Consider the following 20,198-nt stretch of genomic DNA (forward strand, 5'->3'; position numbering starts at 1 on the left):
GTATAACTTACGACTTTCAACCTCGATCCGCGATCAGCACCCGCACCAGCAGCGGCCGGCGGGTGCCGGCTTCGCGGATGGCCTCGAAGCCGGCCGAAGCCAGCATCGAAGCCAGCTCCGAGGCGGTGCGGGGCCGTCCGCTGCCCATGGCGAGCAGGTAGAATCCGAAATACGCGTCGCCGATCGGCTCGGCCCCCTTCGTCCCGGCCATGGGTTCCGCCAGGATCAACCGTCCCCCCGGTGGCAGGGCGGTGTGCGCGGCACGCAGGAGATGCAGCGCCTCCGCATCGTCGTGGTCGTGGACGATGCGGACCAGGGAGACCGCGTCGTAGCCCCGCGGCAGCGGATCGGCATGGAAGCTGCCGCCATGGCAGGCGACCCGGCCGCCGAGCCCCTCCTCCGCCAGCCGCCTCTGCGCCCGGCGGGCGACCGCGGGCAGGTCGAACAGGGCGAGGGGCAGGTCCGGGTAGCGCCGCGCCACCGAGGCGGCGAAGGCGCCCTCCCCGCCCCCGACATCGAGCAGGCCGCTGCGGCCCTGGAGCGAGACCGCGTCGAGCACGTCCTGCGCGATCATGGCCTGGGAGGCCGCCATCAGCCCGCCATAGGGGGCGACCGCCGCTTCCTGGATCGCCTCGGCATCGCGGTTTTCCGCATAGGGCCAATAGCGTGCGAGGCGGGTCGGGCCGCCCGTCCCGCGCAGCAGGGCCACCGGATCGGCGAGGTCGGCATAGAGCAGGGCGTGATGCTCGATCATCGCCGCGATCGCCGGATTGCCGATCATCGCCGCCCCGAGATCGGCCAGGGCGAAGCGGCCGTCCTTCAGCCGGTGCAGCAGGGCGAGGGAGACGGCCGCCTTGAGCAGGCGCTCCGCCCGCTCCGGCGGCAGGTCCCGGCGCCGCGCCACCGCTTCCGCCGCGAGCGGGCCGGCCTGGAGCAGGCGGAACAGGTCGAGCCGCACGCAGGCGAACAGCACCTGGGCGTAGACGAAGCCGGCGCAGAGATCGAACAGGGCGCGGGTGTTGCGCCGCGCCCGCCCCCGGGTCAGGGGGAAGCCCGCCGCCCAGAGCTGGAAGCGGGGGCTCGCCACCAGCCGATTGCGCCAGGCGAGCACCCGCTCGCGCCAGGGCAGCGCCGCCACCGCTCGGGCTTCCGCGGGGGAAGCGGGCATGGCGCGCTCCGTCAGGCCGGGGCCAGGCGCAGGCTCGCCGGCAGGAACAGCCGGGTCTGCGCGGTGATCTCCGCGCGCAGCGCCTCGGCGCCGGGGCAATCCGGGATCACCTCGATCGCGTCGCGGCAGAGCCGGCGCAGGCGCTCGATGGCCCCGCCCATGCCGAGCAGGGCCGCGGCGTTCGGCCGGCCGAGGGTCACGTCGCGGCCGGCGGGCTTGCCGATCTCCTCCTGGCGGCAGGCCACGTCCCGCAGGTCGTCGGCGACCTGATAGGCCTCGCCCAGGCATTCGCCGAGCAGCCGCCAGGGCAGGGCCGCCTCCCCCGCCGCGGTGGCGCCCGCCACCGTGGCTGCGGCGAACAGGGCGCCGGTCTTGGCCTGCTGGTAGTCGCTGAGCGCCACCGTCGGCTCCGATTCCCAGGCCTGGCCGGCGCAGATGCCGGCGGGCGAACCCACCGCCCGGGCGACCAGCCCGACCAGGGCCGCGAGGCGCGAGGGCCGCCGGGCGGCGCCCCGGGCCAGCGTGTCGAAGGCCAGCACGATCAAGGCGTCCCCCGTCAGCACCGCCAGGGGCTCGCCGAAGGCCAAGTGTACGCTCGGCTTCTGCCGGCGCATCGGCGCGTCGTCGAAACAGGGCAAATCGTCATGCACCAGCGAAGCGCAGTGCAGCAGCTCGATGGCGCCGGCCGCCGCGTCGGAGGCTTCGGGATCGTCGTCGCCGCAGGCCCGCGCCACCGCCAGGCAGAGCCGCGGCCGGATCCGGTGGCCCCCGGGAAACACCGCGTACCGGATCGCCTCCGCCAGCCGCGGCGGCGCCCCCGGCGCCTCCGCCCGCGCCACCGCCATATCGAGCGCCGCCTCGATCCGTCCGCCGGCATCCATAGCTCTCTCCCGGTGTATCGTTTGTTTGTCGGTCTTGTATGTCAACAAAGATTGACACTTAATGGCGTCAGGATCAATGGCCGCCAGGAGCGTGGGATCGTGGCCTCCGAGCGGATCGTCGTGGTCGGAGCCGGGGTGGCGGGGCTCGTCGCCGCCCTGCGGCTCGCCCATGCCGGGCTCGACGTGCTCCTGCTGGAGCGGGCCGCGTGCCCGGGCGGCAAGATGCGCAGCCTCGAGGTCGACGGCCGCCCGGTCGAGGCCGGGCCGACCGTCTTCACCATGCGCTGGGTCTTCGACGAGATCTTTTCCGAGGTGGGCGCGGCCCTGGAGGAGAGGGTGCGCCTGACGCCCGCGCGCCTGATCGCCCGCCACGCCTGGAGCCGGACCGAGCGGCTCGACCTCTTCGCCGACGAGGAGGCCTCGGCCCGGGCCATCGCCGACTTCGCCGGGGCCCGCGAGGCCGAGGGCTATCGCCGTTTCTGCGCCCGGGCGGCGGAGGTCTACCGCACCCTCGAAGGTCCCTTCATCCGCGGCGAGCGGCCGGGGCCGGTCGAGCTCGGCCGGCGGGTCGGCCTGTCGGGCCTCGGCGACCTCTGGCGCATCCAGCCCTTCGCCACGCTCTGGTCGGCGCTCGGCGAGTACTTTCGCGATCCGCGCCTGCGCCAGCTCTTCGGCCGCTACGCCACCTATTGCGGCGCCTCGCCCTTCGCCGCCCCCGCCACCCTGATGCTCGTCGCCCATGTCGAGCAGGCCGGGCTCTGGACCCTCGAGGGCGGCCTCTCCGGCCTCGCCCGGGTGCTGGCGGCGCTCGCCGCCGAGAACGGGGCGCGGCTGCGCTACGGTGCGGAGGTCGACCGCATCCTCACCGAGGCCGGGAGCGTGACCGGCGTGCTGCTCGCCAGCGGCGAGCGCATCCCCGCGGACGTGGTCGTCGCCAATGCCGATGCGGCGGCCTTCGGGCTCGGCCTGTTCGGACGCGCGGCGGCCTGCGCCGGCGACCGGATCGCGCCGCCGGAGCGCTCGCTCTCCGCCCTTACCCTCTGCCTGAACGCGCGGGCCGAGGGGTTTCCCCTCGCCCACCACAACGTGTTCTTCTCCGCCGATTACCGGGCCGAGTTCGCCGAGATCCTGACCCGGCGCCAGCTCCCCTCCGACCCGACCGTCTATGTCTGCGCCCAGGATCGGGCGGCGGAGGGCGGCGCGGTTTCGGGGCCGGAGCGCCTGCTCGTCCTCGTCAACGCCCCCGCCGATGGGCGCGAGCGCCCGCCCACCAGCCCGGAGATCGCCCGATGCGAGAGGACTCTGACGGAACGGCTCTCGGCCTGCGGGCTCACCCTGACCCCGGCGGCGGCCCCGGCGATCACCACGCCGGAGGGCTTCGAGGCGCTGTTTCCGGGGACGGGGGGCGCCCTCTACGGCCGGGCCTCCCACGGCTGGAGCGCGACCTTCAAGCGTCAGGGGGCGCGCACCCGCCTGCCGGGCCTCTACCTGGCGGGGGGGAGCGTGCATCCGGGGCCGGGCGTGCCGATGGCGGCCCAGTCCGGGCGGCTGGCGGCCCAGGCGGTGCTCGCCGACCTCGCTTCGACGGCCCGGTCGCGACGGGCGGCTATGCCTGGTGGTATGTCGACGCGCTGAGCGCGGACGGGCGCCAGGGGCTGACCGTCATCGCCTTCATCGGCAGCGTGTTCTCGCCCTATTACGTCCTCGACCGCGCCCAGGACCCCTTCGCCCATTGCGCCATGAATGTGGTGCTCTACGGCGAGCGGGCGAACCGCTTCGCCATGACCGAGCGCGGTGCCCGGGCGCTTTCCCGCGACGCCGCCTCGATCGCCATCGGCGCGAGCGCCATGGAATGGGACGGCACGGCGCTGACGATCCGCCTCGACGAGCGGGCCGCGCCCCTGCCCTACCCGATCCGCGGCACCATACGGCTCAGCCCCCACGGGATCACGGAAGGCCCCTTCACCCTCGACGCGCCGGGCCTGCATCGCTGGTGGCCGATGGCGCCCTCCTCCGCGGTCGAGGTCGCGCTGGAGGAGCCGGCCCTGCGCTGGCGCGGCACCGGCTATTTCGACACCAATGACGGCGACGGCCGCCTGGAGGACACCTTCTCCGACTGGACCTGGTGCCGGGCCGACCTCTCCGAGGGGGCGGCCATCCTCTACGACGTGCGCCGGAAGGACGGCAGCGGCCAGAACCTGTCCCTGCGCTTCGCCCGGGACGGCCGCCGCCGGGAATTGCGCCCGCCGCTCCCCGCCGCGCTGCCGCCGACGCGGCTCTGGCGCATGGGCCGTTCGACCCGCAGCGACGACGGCGCCGCCCGGGTGCTGCGCACCTTCGAGGACACCCCCTTCTACGCCCGCTCCCTGCTCGCCACCCGCCTCGACGGCGAGGCGGTGCGGCCGGTGCACGAGAGCCTGTCGCTCACCCGCTTCCGCAACCCTTTGGTGCAGCTGATGCTGCCGTTCCGGATGCCGCGGGTGCCCGGCTGAACGCGAGAGGCGCCGCCCCTTCCGGAGCGGCGCCTCTCGAGCACAGTCCTCTGTGAGGGCCGGATCAGGCCGCCTGCTGGCCCTTCTGCAGCAGCTTGCGGTTGATCAGCACCTCGGCGATCTGCACCGCGTTCAGCGCCGCGCCCTTGCGCAGGTTGTCGGAGACGCACCAGAAGTTCAGGCCGTTCTCGATGGTGGCGTCCTCGCGGATGCGGGAGATGTAGGTGGCGTCCTCGCCCGCCGCCTCGTGCGGGGTCATGTAGCCGCCGTTCTCGCGCTTATCGATCACGAGCACGCCCGGGGCCGCACGCAGGATCTCGGTCGCCTGCTCGGGGGAGAGCGGACGCTCGAACTCGATGTTCACCGACTCGGCATGGCCGATGAAGACCGGCACCCGCACTGCGGTGGCCGTGAGCTTGATCTTGGGATCGAGCATCTTCTTGGTCTCGGCGACCATCTTCCACTCTTCCTTCGTGTAGCCATCCTCCATGAACACGTCGATGTGGGGGATGACGTTGAAGGCGATCCGCTTGGTAAACTTCTTCTGCACCACCTCGCCGGCGGTGAAGACCGCGCGGGTCTGGTTGAACAGCTCGTCCATGGCGTCCTTGCCGGCGCCGGAGACCGACTGATAGGTCGAGACCACCACACGCTTGATGGTCGCCGCCTCGTGCAGCGGCTTGAGCGCGACCACGAGCTGCGCCGTGGAGCAATTCGGGTTGGCGATGATGTTGCGCTTGGTGAAGCCCACCACCGCGTCGGCATTCACCTCGGGTACGATCAGCGGCACGTCGGCGTCGTAGCGGAAGGCCGAGGAGTTATCGATCACCACGCAGCCCTGCTGGCCGATGCGCGGGCTCCACTCCTTCGAGGCCTCGCCGCCGGCCGACATCAGGCAGATGTCCGTGTCGGTGAAGTCGTAGGTGTCGAGGGCTTTGACCTTGAGAATCTTGTCGCCGAAGGAGACTTCCTGGCCCTGGCTGCGGCGCGAGGCCAGCGCCACGACCTCGTCGGCCGGGAAGGCGCGCTCGGCCAGGATGTCGAGCATCTCGCGGCCCACATTGCCCGTGGCTCCGACGACGGCGACCTTGTAACCCATCTCATCCGCTCCGCTTCGCGGGTCCCGGGCGTTCTGCGCCGAAGGGACCGTGCCGCCTCGTCGCGACCCTCGCGGCGGGCGGCCTTGCCGAAAGGGGCGGGCCTGCCGTTCCGGAAAGCCGGGATCGCGGGTGCCCCAAGCAAACGAGCCCGCCCCCGCTCAGGCGGGGTGGGCTCCGTTCGCGGGTGCACAAAGCGCCCACGCGCGCGTGCTGTCAAGGGCGGCCCGGAGCGACCGGCAGGATCCTGCCGGAGGCGCGGCGAAAGAAAGCGTTCACTGTAACCGGAGGCAGCCGGGGACGAATCCGGCTCGTCCCTTCCCCCGGAAACCGAAGCTTGGGGCCCGCGGCCGCACAGCGGAAGGCCGGGAAGGCGCGCTGCCTTCCGCCCCCTTTCGGGAGTGCCGCCGATGCGCAGAGAGCCGAGCTTCGAGCCCGACGAGAGCGCCGCCGAGGAGCCCGCCCCGCGCCTGCTGGTGCGGGCCAAACCCTTCCGCCGCCTGCGGCGCGCCGGCCAGATCGCCAGCGCCGCCGCCCTGATCGCCGGCCTCGCCCTGGTGGCCCGGGACCGCGGCCCGGCGCCCCGGCCCCGGCGCCCTGGAGCGACCCGCCCCGGGCGCTTGCCCCCGTCCGCGCGGCCACGCCCGTGGCCGCCGGCGGGCCCCTGCTCGGCCTGGAGCCGGCGCAGCCGGACCTGCTCCTGCGCACGGAGCCGCCCCGCTGGAACGCCGCCACGGGCCTGCGCGAGGACGCGCTGACCTCGGGCAGCTTCGACGCGATCGAGGCGCCCTATCTGGTGCTGACCATGACCGATGGCGCCGAGACCGGGTCGAGCCTGTTCGTCACCCTCGCCCGCCGGGCGGCGGACGGGCGCGGCCTCGCCGTGACGCGCACGGGCGAGCGCGGGCAGCTCGCCACCAAGTTCGGCGCTTTCGAGACCGTGGCGGCGACGCTGTCCGGCGAGGGCAGCCGGGCCTGCCTCGGCTTCCAGAGCCTGGAGACCCAGGCCATGCGCCTCGATGGCTGGCTCTGCGGCATCCTCGGCCAGATGCCGGAACCGCGGGATCTGGCCTGCGCCGTCGATCGGCTGGTGCTGAAGGGCACATCGGTGTCGCCGCTGGAGACCGCCTTCACCCAGGCCGAGGCGCGGCGCGACCCCTCCTGCAAGGCCGGCACGGGCGCCGAGGCGGCCCAGGCGGGGGAGGCCACCGGCTCGATCACCCCTGCGAAAGCCGGGGCTAAGCCCACCGCGCATTCCGCCGCTCAGAAACGCGCACGAAAAAATGAGGCGTTATTGCGGCAAAACGCACAAGCTTCGCGCTAGGGCCGGAACAACGGCCCCGCTCACACGTCTATTCGCCAAAGGCCGGATTCCTTAAGGAAGCTTGGCCATACTGTCCCCGGTTTCAACAAGGTGGTCCCATGCGCTCGACCAAGATAGCCCTGCTGGGCGCCCTTACGCTCTCCGCCATCGGTTTCGGCACGGCCGCCGAGGCACAGGGCCCCTACGGCAATCCGGGCTACGTGCGCGTGAGCCAGCCGCTGCCGATCCGCATCCGTCCGCGCAGCTGGCTCGACGCCGGCAACGTCACCGAGCCCGGCAACGGCTCCGTGATGAACCCGGCTACCAACCCGGCCTTCATCGCCGCCTCGAACGCCCTGAGCCCGGTCTACGGCCGCAACGACCTCTATGGCGGCTCGAACCTGCCCGACCCGATCACCAACGGCCCGTTCATCGGCGCCCGCTCGACCGCGATCCGCAACGTCGACTTCTCGGCGGTCGACGCGATCGACCCGACCTCCTACGTCTCCCGCACCGGACTGAACCCCTACCGGTAAGCCGCCGCGGCCACGGACACGAAGCGGGCCCCTTTTGGGGCCCGTTCTCGTTCGGGACGGCTTTCGGCCGGATCGGAACGTGGGAAGCGGGGCGAGGGGCTGCACGCGACCGACGTGCGAGCCGGAAACCGCAGAGCCACCCCTCTCCCCGCACACGGGGAGAGGGGATGCGCACGACCAATGCGCGAGCCGGACACCGCGGAGGCACCCCCCTCTCCCCGCACGCGGGGAGAGGCCCGCATGGACCTCGTCGTCCATGCGGGAAGCGCAGGCGCAGCCGGAGCGGCGGTGAGGGGGTGATTCCGGAGGAGCCTCATCCGGTTGCGCCCCCTCACCCTCGGCTGCCGCCTCGCCGCGCCGACGACGAGGTCGTCGCGGCCCTCTCCCCGCAAGCGGGGCGAGGGGACGCGCACGACCAATGCGCGAGCCGGAAACCGCGGAGGCACCCCCCTCTCTCTGCGTGCGGGGCGAGGGGCTGCACGCGACCGACGTGCGAGCCGGAAACCGCAGAAGCACCCCCCTCTCCCCGCACGCGGGGAGAGGCCCGCATGGACCTCGTCGTCCATGCGGGAAGCGCAGGCGCAGCCGGAGCGGTGGTGAGGGGGCGATTCCGGAAGAGCCTCATCCGGTTGCGCCCCCTCACCCTCGGCTGCCGCCTCGCCGCGCCGACGACGAGGTCGTCGCGGCCCTCTCCCCGCAAGCGGGGCGAGGGGCTGCGCACGACTGGCGCGCGAGCCGGACACCGTGGAGGCACCCTCCTCTCCCCGCACGCGGAGAGAGGGACTGCGCGCGGCCGGCGCGCCCAGCCGGACACCGCGGAGGCGCCTCGGCTACTTCCCGATACAGAACCCCGAAAACAACCGGTCGAGCATCTCCTCGACACCGACATGGCCGCCGACTTCGCCCAGGGCACGCACGGCGAGGCGCAGGTCCTCGGCGATCAGCTCCGGCAGGTCGGTCGCGGGCGCGGCGACGCGGTCGAGATGCGCGGCGGCGCGGGTGAGGGCGTCGCGGTGACGCTCGCGGGTGACCAGGGCCTCGCCGCCGCCGAGGGCGGATTCGGCGCTCCGCTGGATCGCCGCGAGCAGGGCCTCGATCCCCTCCCCGGTCTTGGCGGAGAGGGCGAGGGCCTCGGCCTCCTCCGCTCCCCCCTCTCCGAGATCCGCCTTGGTGCGCACGACGAGGCAGGGCACCTCGCCCTGTGCCTGCTCCTCCGCCCCCTCCGGCGGGACGAGATGCAGGACGAGGTCGGCGGAGGCGATGCGGCGGCGGGTGCGGGCGACGCCCTCGGCCTCGATCGGGTCGGTGGTCTCGCGCAGGCCCGCCGTGTCGACGAGCACCACGGGCAGCCCGCCGAGATCGCAGCGCACCTCGATCACGTCCCGGGTGGTGCCGGGGATGTGGGAGACGATGGCCGCGTCGCGGCCGGCCAGGGTGTTGAGCAGGGTCGATTTGCCGGCATTGGGCGGGCCGGCCAGGACCACGCAGAAGCCCTCGCGCAGGCGCTCGCCCCGGCGCCCGTCGCGAAGCGCGGCGCGGATCGCGTCGCGCAGGGCGGAAGCGGCTCGGCCGAGGGCCGCGTCCAGCGCCTCGTCCGCGACATCGCCCTCGTCGGCGAAATCGAGGGCGGCCTCGGCCTGAGCGAGGAGCCCGATCGCGGTCTCGCGCCATTCCGCGACTTGGCGGCCCAGGGCGCCCTCGAGCTGGCGCAGGGCCTGCCGGCGCTGGGCCTCGGTCTCGGCGTCGATCAGGTCGGCGGTGGCCTCCGCCTCGGTCAGGTCGATGCGCCCGGCCAGAAAGGCCCGTCGGGCGAATTCACCCGGCTCCGCCGCCCGGCAGCCGGGAAAGGCGTGCAGCGCCCGCAGCACCGCCGCGCGCACGGCGAGCCCGCCATGCAGGTGCAGCTCGGCCATGTCCTGCCCGGTGAAGGTGGCCGGGCCGGGCATGAACACCACGACCGCCCGGTCGAGCAGCGTGCCGTCGGCGGCGCGCAGGGTTCGCAGCGATTGGCGGCGGGGCGGCGGCAGGGCGCCGGACAGCGATGCGAGCAGGGGCGCCGAGGCCGGGCCACTGATGCGGATCAGGCAGATCGCGGCCTGGCCGAAGCCGCTCGCGGGGGCGAAGATGGTGGCCTCGTCGGGCAAGGGTGCTCCGGGCTCCCGTCCTTCCCGGGGTCCGCACCCGGTCCTGGTGTGACCGGGTGGCGGATGCGACGTCTGGCTGCGGGGCGGCGACACAATCCCGGCGGAGCGGGGTTCTGCTCAGCCGCCTCGAAGCCCCGAGGCCAGGGCTTCGAAGCCCCGGGCGCCCGGCTTCGGAGCCGTGCCGGAGCCGGAAGCGGGGCTGCGTTTTTCGCGTTACTTGCGAAGACTTGGGCTGTGCTTCTTCGGCTCAGGTGTTCATCGAGTCGAAGAAATCGGCATTGCTCTTGGTCTGGCGCAGCTTGTCCAGCAGGAACTCGATCGCGTCGGTGACGCCCATCGGGTTGAGGATCCGGCGCAGGACATAGGTCTTCTTGAGAGAATCCGGCGGAACCAGAAGCTCTTCCTTGCGCGTGCCCGAGCGGGTGATGTCGATCGCCGGGAAGATGCGCTTGTCGGAGACTTTCCGGTCGAGGATGATCTCGGAGTTGCCGGTGCCCTTGAACTCTTCGAAGATCACTTCGTCCATGCGCGAGCCGGTATCGATCAGCGCCGTGGCGATGATCGACAGAGAGCCGCCTTCTTCGATGTTGCGCGCCGCGCCGAAGAAACGCTTCGGCCGCTGCAGAGCATTGGCGTCGACGCCGCCGGTCAGAACCTTGCCGGAGGACGGCACGACCGTGTTGTAGGCGCGGCCCAGACGGGTGATCGAGTCGAGAAGGATCACGACATCTCGGCCGTGCTCGACCAGACGCTTGGCCTTCTCGATCACCATCTCGGCGACCTGGACGTGGCGGGTGGCCGGCTCGTCGAAGGTGGAGGCGATGACCTCGCCCTTCACCGAGCGCTGCATGTCGGTGACTTCCTCCGGCCGCTCGTCGATGAGCAGCACGATCAGGTAGCACTCGGGGTGATTCAGGGTGATCGACTGGGCGATGTTCTGCATCAGCACCGTCTTACCCGTCCGGGGCGGCGCCACGATCAGGGCGCGCTGGCCTTTCCCGATCGGCGAGACGATGTCGATGATGCGCGGCGAGAAATCCTTCTTGGTGGGATTGTCCAGCTCGAGCTTGAAGCGCTTCGTCGGGAATAGCGGCGTCAGGTTGTCGAAGTGAACCTTGTGCTTGATCTTCTCGGGGTTCTCGAAATTGATCGTGTTGACCTTGATCAGCGCGAAATACCGCTCGCCATCTTTCGGCCCCCGGATGGGACCTTCGACGGTATCACCCGTGCGCAGGCCGAAGCGGCGGATCTGGGTCGGGGAAATGTAGATGTCGTCCGGGCCCGGCAGATAGTTGGAATCCGACGAGCGCAGGAAGCCGAAACCGTCCTGCAGGACCTCGACGGTGCCCGAGCCGATGATCTCGACCTCCTTGGCAGCGAGCTGCTTCAGGATCGCGAACATCAATTCCTGCTTGCGCATGGTCGAGGCGTTCTCGACCTCGACCTCTTCGGCGAAGGCGATGAGCTCGGTCGGCGTCTTCGACTTCAGGTCCTGAAGCTTTACTTCACGAACCGTGTCGAGATCCGTCGCCGCCAGGGTCGGCTCGGCGGGAATGTCTGCGGGAGCGAGAGCGTCGTTCGATGACGTCATGTGGTGATTGATGACTTCAGGAGAAGGCGAGAAAGGCGGGGTGGCGCGGGTCGGTTGGGGAGCCTTGCACCGGGTGCCGGGGGCACCACGATCCGGTTCGTCATCGCAGGAAGCGAGGGAGCCCGCACATCGTCTCGTCGGAGCCGGGAGGCCCTGGGGATGCGGCATGGCTCAACAAGGAGAGCAATTGTCAATACCGCTTTTCGTGATCTGGCTCAAGTCCCCCGGCGCGGCGCGGGCAATGCGGGCTGTGGATGCTGTAAGTCTATGATTTATATGATCTTTTTTGGAGCTGCGGTCAGCGGCGTCGCAGTCGCACGTAGAGGGCTCCCGCTCCGCCATGATGGCGGGCCGCCTCCTCGAAGCCGACGACGACGCTCTGCAGGTCCGGCCCGCGCAACCAGTGCGGCACGCTCCGGCGCAGCACGCCCCGCTCGGAGAAGGGATCGCGGGCGCCCTCCCCGCCCTTGCCCGTGACGACGAGGACGCGGGCATGGCCGGCCGCGCGCGAGCGCATCAGGAAGCCGACCAGGGCCGCATGCGCCTCCGCCTGGTAGAGACCGTGTAGATCGATACGCGCCTCGATCGGCAGCAGGCCGCGCTTCAGGCCGCGATGCTCGCGCCGCTCCAGGCCGGAGGGGGCGGTCCGCGTCGGCTTCGCTGCCGCCACCGCAGGGGGGCTCGGCTTCGGCACCGCGACGCTGGGATGGAGGTCGCCGAGCTTGAGCGGGCGCTGCCCCGGGCGCGCCGCGGGCAGCACGGGCGCGGGCTTGGGGGCCGCTGCGACCGGCTTCGGACGCGGGGGAGCCGGGTGCTCGGCTGGCCGGGAAATCTTTTCTTTTTCAATGGTTTGCTGTGAGGCTTTTTCAGGCGCGGCCGTCGTCGGGCCGCGTTTCGCGCGCGCGCGCAGCGGGGTGATCAGCTTGGCGATCTCCCCCCAGAGACGCGCCTCACCCTCCGTGAGCGTCCGGGGCCGGCGGGGCTTCCTCATCGCGCGGCGTCCGCCGTCCCAGTCTTGCCGATGTGCTTGGGAAGCAGAACGACGAAGCCCACAGCATCGCGCAAGTTTCCGGCGGCGATTCCCGCCGCCTCGCCGGTGCCGACGAAGAGATCGCCCCGTGCCGGGCCAATAATCGCGCTTCCGGTATCTTGCGCGATCACCATCCGGCCGTCCGCCGTGCCTCCCGGCAGACGCCCCTCCAGCCAGAACGGCAACCCATACCGCCAAATCCCCCCATCCACCGCCAGGCTGCGACCCGGCGTGAGCGGCGCCTTGGCCGCGCCCGGCGGCCCGAGCCGCGGATCTGCGATGTCTTCCGGGCGGAAGAAGACATAGGATGCATTGGCACGCATCAGGCGCCGCGCCTCTTGCGGATGCGCCCGCAGCCAGCCTGTCCAACGCGCGAGCGTCAGTCCCTCAAGAGGAAGGTGGCCCTCCTGTACGATCAGCTTCCCGATCGAGGTATAGGGGCGCCCGTTCTTGCCGTCATAGGTCAGGCGCACGATGCGGCCATCAGGCAGGCGAACCCGTCCCGAGCCCTGCACCTGCAGGACGAAGAGGTCGACCGCATCGCGTAGCCATAGGACGGGCCGGGTGCCGTTTCCCAGGACTCCATCCTCGATCTCGGCGCGCGTGGGGAACGGCACGAAACCCTCACCGATCCGACGTGCCGCGCGCAGTTCGGGATCCAGGCCGGGCGCACTCTGTCCCTGTTCAAAGCTGACAAGATCGTCGGGGCGTGCCAGGGCTGGAGTCGTGAAGCCGGGTTTCTCAACAAGGGAGCCGATCAGTTCGGGCTCGAAGTAACCGGTCAGGAAGCCCTGGCGGATCTCGTTTCCCGAACGGTCAGGGCGCAGGATGCGGTAGGCGTTGAAGTTCTGCTCGAAGAAGTCGTTGGCCTTCTCGAAGGTGATCCCGTTCGAGGCCGCGCAGGCGGCTTCGAGATCATCCGTATTCCCCGCAGCATCCAGTTGGGCCGGAACCGTCTGGCGGGTTGCGCAGCTCTGCCGAAAGGTGTCGAGAGCGGCCCCGAGATCATCGTTGTGGAAGCCGGGAAGGCTCCCGAGACGCACCGGTTCGAGAAGCGCACCGCCGACCTTGACCGTGTCGTCGGCCGTGGCCAACCCGGCCTGGGCGCAGACGGCCGCGGCGAAAGCGAACCTATATCGTGCAAGGCGCGCCATCGCCCGGGCAGGTCAGTTGCCGGCCTCGGTCGCCACGAGCTGCCAGTTCGGATCCCGGCTGCCGAGAGTGCGGGCGAAGGTCCAAACGTCGGGGACTTCGACTACGGTCTCCGGGCTGCCATCCACGACCTTGCCGTCTGCATCGCGGGTCGCGGTGATGAGGTTCGACAGGAAGCGGACCGTGATCTGTGCGACACGGTTGCGCACGTCCACGGCCACGATCTCGGCCTTGTCGATCGAGACGAAGGTGGTCTCGACGGTCTCGCGCCGCTTCTCGCGCTCTGCGATGGCCCTCTCGAAGCCCTCTCCGACCTCTCGGGATAGAAGCGAGCGCAGGGTCTTCCGGTCACCCTTCGCGAAGGCGATCACGATGGTCTCGTAGGCGCTCTTTGCCCCCTCGAGGAAGGCGCGGGGATCGAAGCCGGGCTCGGCCTGCACGGCGAGTTCGAGTCCGCGCGCGACCGCCGAGCCCGGCTCGGCGATCCCGCGCCAATCGCGCGTCTCTGTCGCCGGGGCGGCTGCCGGCTGCACACGGTCGGCCCCAGGCAGACGCACGACATTGTCGCCCTCGTTCCGGCCCGCTTGCGGCTCCGTGCGATTGCGCTCGATCGGGCGGAACGGCGAGCGCTCGGCGCCGGTCTTCTGCCCCAGCACCGAACGCAGCCGCCAGATGACGAAGACGGCCAGGGCCAGGAAGATCAGGGTCGTAACGTCGAAGGAATCCTGCATCACCGATCCAAATCGTGTCGCGCGTTGGCCAACGCGGCGGTCTCCGGGGCGCCTCGACGAAAACCCCCTCGGCCGCCCGTTATCCGGCAGGGGCTCCGGGCGCAAAGAACGAGCCGCATAGCAGTCCGACGTCCTCGGCACGAGACCGGAATCGATATGGTGTGCTCCGCGAGCGGGATCCAGGCGGGTTCGCGCTTGCCGGGACAGCTTTGTGAGGAAACGTGAGCCCTTCTCCGCGGGGCGCTGCGCTTGTTCGTCGCAAACGGGCGTGATAGCGGCACGGCCGTCGAGGGGGGTTGTCCGTCGAGACCCGTTCCCAACCCATCATCGGACGAGTGTGGGCCGGACGGTCGGACCTGCGCAAGACGTGTTTTCGATAGAGAGGACAAACGCCATGGCCGACAACCCGGCTCCGAACGGCAACGGCGCGGCGGCGCAGGGCGGGGATCTCGCCCCCGCGATCAACGCGTTGGCTCAGTACGCGAAGGACCTCTCGTTCGAGAACCCGAACGCGCCGCGCTCCCTGCAGCCGCAGGAGGCGAGCCCGCAGATCAACATTCAGGTCAACGTCAACGCGCAGCAGATCGCCGAGGCCGACTTCGAGGTCGAGCTGACCCTTGAGGGCAACGCGAAGATCAACAACGATGTGCTCTTCGCCTTCGAGCTGAAGTATGCCGGCATCTTCCGCATGCGGAACATCCCGCAGGACCAGATCCATCCGGCTGTGATGATCGAGTGCCCGCGTCTGCTCTTCCCCTTCGCTCGCCAGATCGTGGCCGAGGCCGTGCGCAACGGTGGCTTCCCGCCCCTGTACATCGACCCGATCGATTTCGTGAGCCTGTACCGCCAGAAGATGATGGAAGCTCAGCAGGCCGGTGGTCAGCCCGGCGCGCCGCTGGCTTCCTGATCTGGTTCGTAGGTTCGATTTTATCGTCGAGACCCTCCGCGGCGCGCCCGCGGAGGGTCTCCGTCTTTCCCGTCCGGACAACCGCTCCGGAACTTCCCGCCCGCCTATCCGCTTGGCCGAACGGTCAGAGCTGCCTTTGCAGCCGGCCGGCTTGGCCCGGCATGCGCGCGGCAATGACGGAAACGCATGGCGCCCGCGACTCATCTCGCCCTGATCAACGTCTTCATCGGCGACATCCAGGGTGGATTGGGGCCCTTTCTCGGGACTTGGCTCGCGCAGCTCGGCGATTGGAGCCCTTCTCGGGTCGGATTGGTCACCATGCTCTCCGGCATCGGGGCGCTGCTCCTCAGCGGCCCGTTCGGAGCGCTGGTCGACAGGCTCGGGCGGCCGCGCCTCCTCATCATCGTCGCCTGCGTCGCGATTCTTGCGGGAACGTTGTTGCTTCTCCCCGCCCGGGGCTTTGCGGCCGTGTTCGCCGCGCAGATGATCGCGGCGGCGGGAGGCACGCTGCTTTTGCCAGCCGTCACGGCGCTCACCCTCGGCATGGTCGGCAAGGACGCCTTTCCCCGGCAGCAGGGTCGCAATCAGGCTTTCAACCATCTCGGCATCCTCGCTGCGGCCGCGGCCGTCGGGCTCGGGACCGTTCGCCTCGGACCTTCCATCGCATTCTGGGTGCTCGGCGCGATGGCCGTCGCGGCGATCCTTGCCACGATCGCGACGCCGGCTCGCTGCTGGAACAAGCGTAGGGCCGTGGGTTGGAAGGAGGAGGACCAGCAGGATCCCGAGCGCTCCTCGATCCTCAGTGTCTTGGCGAACCGCCGCCTGCTCGTGCTGGCGATCGCCCTTGCTCTGTTCCAGCTCGGCAATGGGGGCATGCTGTCCCTCCTCGGGCAGAAGCTCGTGGCGACGGGCTTCAGCGCCACGGGCTGGACGGCAGCCTATGTGATGATTGCTCAGGGGGTGATGATCCCGGTCGCCTATTTCGCGGGCTCGCTCGCGGATCGGCGTGGGCGGCGTCAGCTCCTGATCGCCGCCTGCTTCGCCTTGCCCCTGCGGGCGGCTCTCTCCGCCTTCATCGACGATCCGGCTTGGCTCATCGCCGCCGAGGTGCTGGACGGCGTCGCCTCCGGCATCATCGGCGTGGCGGTACCGGTCGTGGTGGCCGACCTGACCTGGGGGTCGGGACGTACGCAGACCGCTTTCGGTTCGATCAACGCCGTGCAGGGTGTCGGTGGCGCGGTCTCTGCGGGGTTCGGCGGCCTGGTTCAGGCGTGGTTCGGCTGGGAAGCCGCCTTCCTCGCCCTCGGGGTGGCGGGTGTCGCAGCTTTGGTGCTGGTGTTCTGGCTCAGCGCGACGACGGAAGAGAGTGCGCGGGAGCGTCGCCGGGCACGGCGTCGGGCAGGTGCGGAGCAGCGGGCGTGACCTGTGCGAAGCCGGTGAATCCCGAGGGCGCTTGCCGCCCGCCGCGCGCCTGCGATAGAGCCGAACGACGTTGCCCCCTGTTCTGAAAGCCTGAAATGGCCAAGGCCGAGACCCTGAAAGCCCGCCTCCCGCGCGGTTTTGTCGACCGCGGTGCGGCGGAGATCGCCGCCCAGGGCCGCATGCTGGAGACGATCCGCGCGACCTTCGAGCTCTACGGGTTCGAGGCGCTGGAGACGCCCTTCATCGAGTACACGGAGTCGCTCGGAAAATTCCTGCCCGACCTCGACCGTCCGAACGAGGGAGTCTTCTCGTTCCAGGACGACGACGAATCCTGGTTATCGCTGCGCTACGACCTTACGGCGCCGCTCGCCCGGCATGTCGCGGAGCATTTCGATGTGATCCCGAAGCCCTATCGCAGCTTCCGCGCGGGCTACGTGTTCCGCAACGAGAAGCCGGGGCCGGGCCGCTTCCGTCAGTTCATGCAGTTCGACGCGGACATCGTCGGTGCCGGTTCCGTGGCTGCGGATGCGGAAGTCTGCATGTTGATGGCCGATACCCTCGACCGTCTCGGCCTCGCCGGCCAGTACGTGGTGCGGGTCAATAATCGGAAGGTTTTGGATGGGGTGATGGAGGCCTGTGGCCTCTCCGGAGCCGACAAGGCGGGTCAGCGGCTTACGGTGTTACGCGCCATCGACAAGCTCGACCGTCTCGGCCCGGATGGCGTGAGGCTTCTCCTCGGCGCCGGCCGCAAGGACGAGAGCGGCGACTTCACCAAGGGCGCCGGCTTGGCCGAGGACGCGATCGAGCGCATCCTCGCCTATGTCGCCTTCCAGGCCTCGCCCACCCAGGACGGCGACCGCATGGCTTTCTGGGAGAGCTTCTTCGGTGCCTGGCACGACGTGGTCGGCAGCTCCGAGACCGGTCGCGAGGGCATCGCCGAGCTGCATGCGATCCTGCGCCTCTGTGCGGCTGCCGGCTACGGGCCCGACCGGGTCCGTGCCGATCCGAGCGTGGTGCGCGGCCTCGAATACTATACCGGTCCCGTCTACGAGGCGGAGTTGACCTTCCCCGTGACCAACGAGGAGGGACAGGTGGTGCGCTTCGGCTCCGTAGCAGGCGGCGGCCGTTACGACGGCCTCGTCGGCCGCTTCCGGTCCGAGCCCGTGCCAGCAACCGGCTTCTCCATCGGCGTCTCCCGCCTGTTCTCGGCGCTGCAGCTCGTGAAGAGCCCGTTGCTCGCTGGCGCTGCCAAGGCCGGCCCTGTGGTCGTGCTGGTCCTGGATCGGGAGAACATCGCCGAGTATCAGGCCCTGGTCGCGGCTTTGCGCGCGGCCGGCATCCGCTCGGAACTCTATCTCGGCGCCTCAGGCATGAAAGCTCAGATGAAGTATGCCGACCGTCGCGGGGCGCCGGTGGCGATCATCCAGGGCTCGAACGAGCGCGAGGCCGGCGAGGTCCAGATCAAGGACCTGATCGAGGGCGCCAAGGCGGCCGAGTCCATCGCCAGCAACGCCGAGTGGAAGGCTGCCCGGCCGGCGCAGTTCTCCGTGCCAGTGGCCGAGATGGTCGATCGCGTCCGCGAAGTGCTCGGGCGGCATTTCGGCTGAGCCGCGGCGCTAACCGGCTGTTTACCATGCTGCGCCATCGTCCGGCTCTGTCTGCGGAGAGGGCGATGGCTCGGTGGCGTGGCCTCGCGGCCTTCCTCTGTCTCGGCGCGGCCGGTCTCCCGGCCTCGGCCGCGGATCTGTACGAGCCTTATCCCGCCCCTCCCCCTTCGGCGCGTTTCTTCCCCCGCAGCGACGGGGACGGGGTGGTGACGGGTGTGCCGGCAGGGCCGCAGAGGGTGGTCGGCTGCGCGCCGCGGCGTGCGCCCGTGCCCACCGACGCGCCGGACGATCCGAGCTACGTCGGCTCGCCCTACGGCCTCGGCAAGCCGAGCTATTACGGCTTCAGGCCGCCCCTTGGCCGCGACGATCCCTTCGGCCGGCCGCTACGCTACTGCCCCTGACCTTTCCGCTCTGGCGCGGGATCCCGACATGCGGCTTCTCCCGTGGCGCTATCGGCGGGATCCGCTATGAGGCGGCCGAGAAGCGTGCTGGCGAAGGTCGTGTTGCGATGTCGGATCAATCCCTCCTCCGGGTCGGGACCATCGAGGCCCTGCGGGATGCCACCGGCCGCTGGCGGGCGGCCGGCGAGACAATCGTGCTGGTGCCGACCATGGGTGCCCTGCATGCCGGCCATCTGAGCCTCGTCGAGGAGGCGAAACGGGTCGGGCAGCGTGTCGTCGTGAGCATCTTCGTGAACCCGACCCAGTTTGGGCCGAACGAGGATTTCTCGCGCTATCCGCGGGTGCTCGAGGCCGATCTCGTCCTGCTTCGGGAGGCGCAGGCCGATCTCGCTTGGCTGCCCGGCGTCGAGATCATGTATCCGGAGGGCTTCGCGACCCGCATCGAAGTCGGCGGTCCGAGCGGGGGACTCTGCGGCGACCTGCGCCCCGGCCACTTTTCCGGCGTCGCCACCGTGGTGACGAAGCTCCTCCATCAGGTCCGGCCCGAGATCGCGCTGTTCGGAGAGAAGGATTTCCAGCAGCTCAAGGTCATCCAGCGCATGGTGCGCGACCTCGACATGCCCTTCGACATCCGTGGCGTACCGACCCTGCGCGAGCCGGATGGGCTCGCCTTGTCCTCGCGCAACCGCTACCTGAGCCCGGAGGAGCGCGCCAAGGCGCCGGAACTGCATCGGGTGATGGCCGATCTTGCCGGCCGCCTCGGTGCGGGCGCCGCCGCCGGCCCACTCCTGAGCGAGGGCCTTTCTGCGCTGGAGACGGCGGGTTTCCGTCCCCAATATCTTGAACTGCGCGATGCCGAGACGCTGGCGTCCGTCACGACGGCGTCACGGCCGGCGCGGCTCCTGGCGGCGGCCTATCTCGGGAACACCCGCCTCATCGACAACCTGCCGGTGACGCCCGCATGAGGGCGTCACGCGGTGACGGTGCCGGTCAGGCGCCCGCCGCCTCGTCCGCAATGTAGTCGAGCCAGAGCGCATGAGCGCCGAGACTGCGGCGCAGGCCGGCATGGCGCTCGCGTTCCTCCGCCGTCAGGCGGCTGCGGGCGACGATCTGAGGCAGCGCGACAATCTCCGCCGTGGTCGCGATCTCGGCGATCGGCGGGGGCGCCTCCTCGACCGTCAGGCTGAGATGGGTCTGCTTGCCACCGAGCAGCTCGATATAGACTTCCGCCAGGATCTGCGCGTCGAGGAGCGCCCCGTGCTTGGTGCGGCGGGTCGTGTCGATGCCGTAGCGGTTGCAGAGCGCGTCGAGGTTGTTGGCGGCGCCCGGATGCTTGCGCCGGGCCATGATCAGCGTGTCGACGACCTCTTCGAGCACGATCTGTGGCGGAGCGGCAGGGCCGAGCCGCTGGTACTCGGCATTGAGGAAGCCGACGTCGAAGGCCGCGTTGTGGATCACAAGGCGGGCATCGCCGCAGAAGGCGGCGAACTTCTCGGCGACATCTGCGAAGACCGGCTTGTCGGAGAGGAAGGCATCGGACAGGCCGTGCACGGCGAAGGCGCCTTCAGAGACCGGCCGCTGCGGGTTGATGTACTCGTGGAAGGTGAGTCCCGTTTGGATGTGGTTGATCAGCTCGACGCCGCCGATCTCGATGATGCGGTCGCCGCCGCGGGCGTCGGTGCCCGTGGTCTCGGTGTCCAGAACGATCTCGCGCAGCATCTGTCTTCCGTTTCGCG

Annotated in this window: 18 protein-coding genes; 9 read left to right on the top strand and 9 right to left on the bottom strand. The window is 70.3% G+C overall.

The window, feature by feature from the left end; all coding sequences use genetic code 11:
• Nucleotides 1-16: 16 nt before the first annotated feature.
• Together MMB17_RS23895 and MMB17_RS23900 are read right to left on the bottom strand one after the other, a co-directional pair.
• Complete coding sequence (locus MMB17_RS23895; RefSeq protein ID WP_241100500.1) at nt 17-1,168, bottom strand: acetylserotonin O-methyltransferase; 1,152 nt, start codon at nt 1,166-1,168, stop codon at nt 17-19.
• Nucleotides 1,169-1,179: 11 nt separating this feature from the next.
• Nucleotides 1,180-2,049, bottom strand: a complete 870-nt coding sequence (locus tag MMB17_RS23900) for a polyprenyl synthetase family protein (protein WP_241100501.1) — start codon at nt 2,047-2,049, stop codon at nt 1,180-1,182.
• 99 nt (nt 2,050-2,148) lie between these two features.
• Between MMB17_RS23900 and crtD the strand changes: the two genes are divergently transcribed.
• A complete protein-coding gene (gene crtD, locus MMB17_RS23905; RefSeq protein WP_241100502.1) occupies nt 2,149-3,684 on the top strand; it encodes a 1-hydroxycarotenoid 3,4-desaturase CrtD in 1,536 nt (511 codons plus the stop codon).
• A complete protein-coding gene (locus MMB17_RS23910) occupies nt 3,681-4,541 on the top strand; it encodes a carotenoid 1,2-hydratase (RefSeq protein WP_241102282.1) in 861 nt (286 codons plus the stop codon). The genes crtD and MMB17_RS23910 overlap by 4 nt, the downstream gene beginning before the upstream one ends.
• A gap of 64 nt (nt 4,542-4,605) precedes the next feature.
• Here the strand turns inward: MMB17_RS23910 and MMB17_RS23915 are convergent, their stop codons facing one another.
• Entirely contained in the window at nt 4,606-5,640 is a 1,035-nt protein-coding gene (locus tag MMB17_RS23915; RefSeq protein ID WP_241100503.1) for an aspartate-semialdehyde dehydrogenase, read from the bottom strand.
• A gap of 644 nt (nt 5,641-6,284) precedes the next feature.
• On the opposite strand from MMB17_RS23915, the gene MMB17_RS23920 reads away from it, so the two are divergent.
• Both MMB17_RS23920 and MMB17_RS23925 read left to right on the top strand, forming a co-directional pair.
• A complete protein-coding gene (locus tag MMB17_RS23920; protein ID WP_241100504.1) occupies nt 6,285-6,962 on the top strand; it encodes a hypothetical protein in 678 nt (225 codons plus the stop codon).
• 98 nt (nt 6,963-7,060) lie between these two features.
• Nucleotides 7,061-7,477, top strand: a complete 417-nt coding sequence (locus MMB17_RS23925) for a hypothetical protein (protein WP_238310095.1) — start codon at nt 7,061-7,063, stop codon at nt 7,475-7,477.
• 830 nt (nt 7,478-8,307) lie between these two features.
• Here MMB17_RS23925 and mnmE read toward each other — a convergent pair.
• The 5 genes from mnmE to MMB17_RS23950 all read right to left on the bottom strand — a co-directional run bounded on the left by mnmE (nt 8,308) and on the right by MMB17_RS23950 (nt 14,125).
• Nucleotides 8,308-9,621 (bottom strand): tRNA uridine-5-carboxymethylaminomethyl(34) synthesis GTPase MnmE, encoded by a 1,314-nt coding sequence (mnmE, locus tag MMB17_RS23930; RefSeq protein WP_241100505.1) that lies wholly within the window; start codon nt 9,619-9,621, stop codon nt 8,308-8,310.
• Between the two features lie 247 nt (nt 9,622-9,868).
• Nucleotides 9,869-11,212, bottom strand: a complete 1,344-nt coding sequence (rho, locus tag MMB17_RS23935; RefSeq protein ID WP_238310198.1) for a transcription termination factor Rho — start codon at nt 11,210-11,212, stop codon at nt 9,869-9,871.
• Nucleotides 11,213-11,510: 298 nt separating this feature from the next.
• The gene (locus MMB17_RS23940) at nt 11,511-12,203 is read right to left on the bottom strand and encodes a Smr/MutS family protein (RefSeq protein WP_241100506.1); all 693 of its coding nucleotides are present in this window, start codon (nt 12,201-12,203) and stop codon (nt 11,511-11,513) included.
• Nucleotides 12,200-13,396 carry a murein transglycosylase A gene (gene mltA / locus MMB17_RS23945; protein WP_241100507.1) on the bottom strand — a complete coding sequence of 399 codons (1,197 nt, stop codon included), beginning with the start codon at nt 13,394-13,396 and terminating at the stop codon, nt 12,200-12,202. Before mltA ends, MMB17_RS23940 begins: the two co-directional genes overlap by 4 nt.
• A 12-nt stretch (nt 13,397-13,408) precedes the next feature.
• On the bottom strand, nt 13,409-14,125 hold the full coding sequence (locus tag MMB17_RS23950; RefSeq protein WP_238310197.1) for a Tim44/TimA family putative adaptor protein: 717 nt from the start codon (nt 14,123-14,125) through the stop codon (nt 13,409-13,411).
• A gap of 394 nt (nt 14,126-14,519) precedes the next feature.
• Between MMB17_RS23950 and secB the strand changes: the two genes are divergently transcribed.
• The 5 genes from secB to panC all read left to right on the top strand — a co-directional run bounded on the left by secB (nt 14,520) and on the right by panC (nt 19,427).
• Nucleotides 14,520-15,032, top strand: coding sequence for a protein-export chaperone SecB (secB, locus tag MMB17_RS23955; RefSeq protein WP_238310091.1), 513 nt, complete (start codon nt 14,520-14,522; stop codon nt 15,030-15,032).
• 186 nt (nt 15,033-15,218) lie between these two features.
• A complete protein-coding gene (locus MMB17_RS23960) occupies nt 15,219-16,454 on the top strand; it encodes an MFS transporter (protein WP_238310090.1) in 1,236 nt (411 codons plus the stop codon).
• 95 nt (nt 16,455-16,549) lie between these two features.
• Nucleotides 16,550-18,061 (top strand): histidine--tRNA ligase, encoded by a 1,512-nt coding sequence (gene hisS / locus MMB17_RS23965; RefSeq protein ID WP_241100508.1) that lies wholly within the window; start codon nt 16,550-16,552, stop codon nt 18,059-18,061.
• A 65-nt stretch (nt 18,062-18,126) separates the two neighbouring features.
• Nucleotides 18,127-18,462, top strand: coding sequence for a hypothetical protein (locus MMB17_RS23970; protein ID WP_238310088.1), 336 nt, complete (start codon nt 18,127-18,129; stop codon nt 18,460-18,462).
• A gap of 107 nt (nt 18,463-18,569) precedes the next feature.
• Nucleotides 18,570-19,427 (top strand): pantoate--beta-alanine ligase, encoded by an 858-nt coding sequence (gene panC, locus MMB17_RS23975; RefSeq protein ID WP_241100509.1) that lies wholly within the window; start codon nt 18,570-18,572, stop codon nt 19,425-19,427.
• A gap of 25 nt (nt 19,428-19,452) precedes the next feature.
• Here the strand turns inward: panC and dnaQ are convergent, their stop codons facing one another.
• Nucleotides 19,453-20,181 carry a DNA polymerase III subunit epsilon gene (gene dnaQ, locus MMB17_RS23980; RefSeq protein ID WP_238310086.1) on the bottom strand — a complete coding sequence of 243 codons (729 nt, stop codon included), beginning with the start codon at nt 20,179-20,181 and terminating at the stop codon, nt 19,453-19,455.
• Nucleotides 20,182-20,198 lie beyond the last annotated feature (17 nt).

Origin of the sequence: Methylobacterium organophilum, assembly GCF_022533465.1 — a bacterium.
In the GTDB taxonomy this organism is placed as follows: domain Bacteria; phylum Pseudomonadota; class Alphaproteobacteria; order Rhizobiales; family Beijerinckiaceae; genus Methylobacterium; species Methylobacterium organophilum.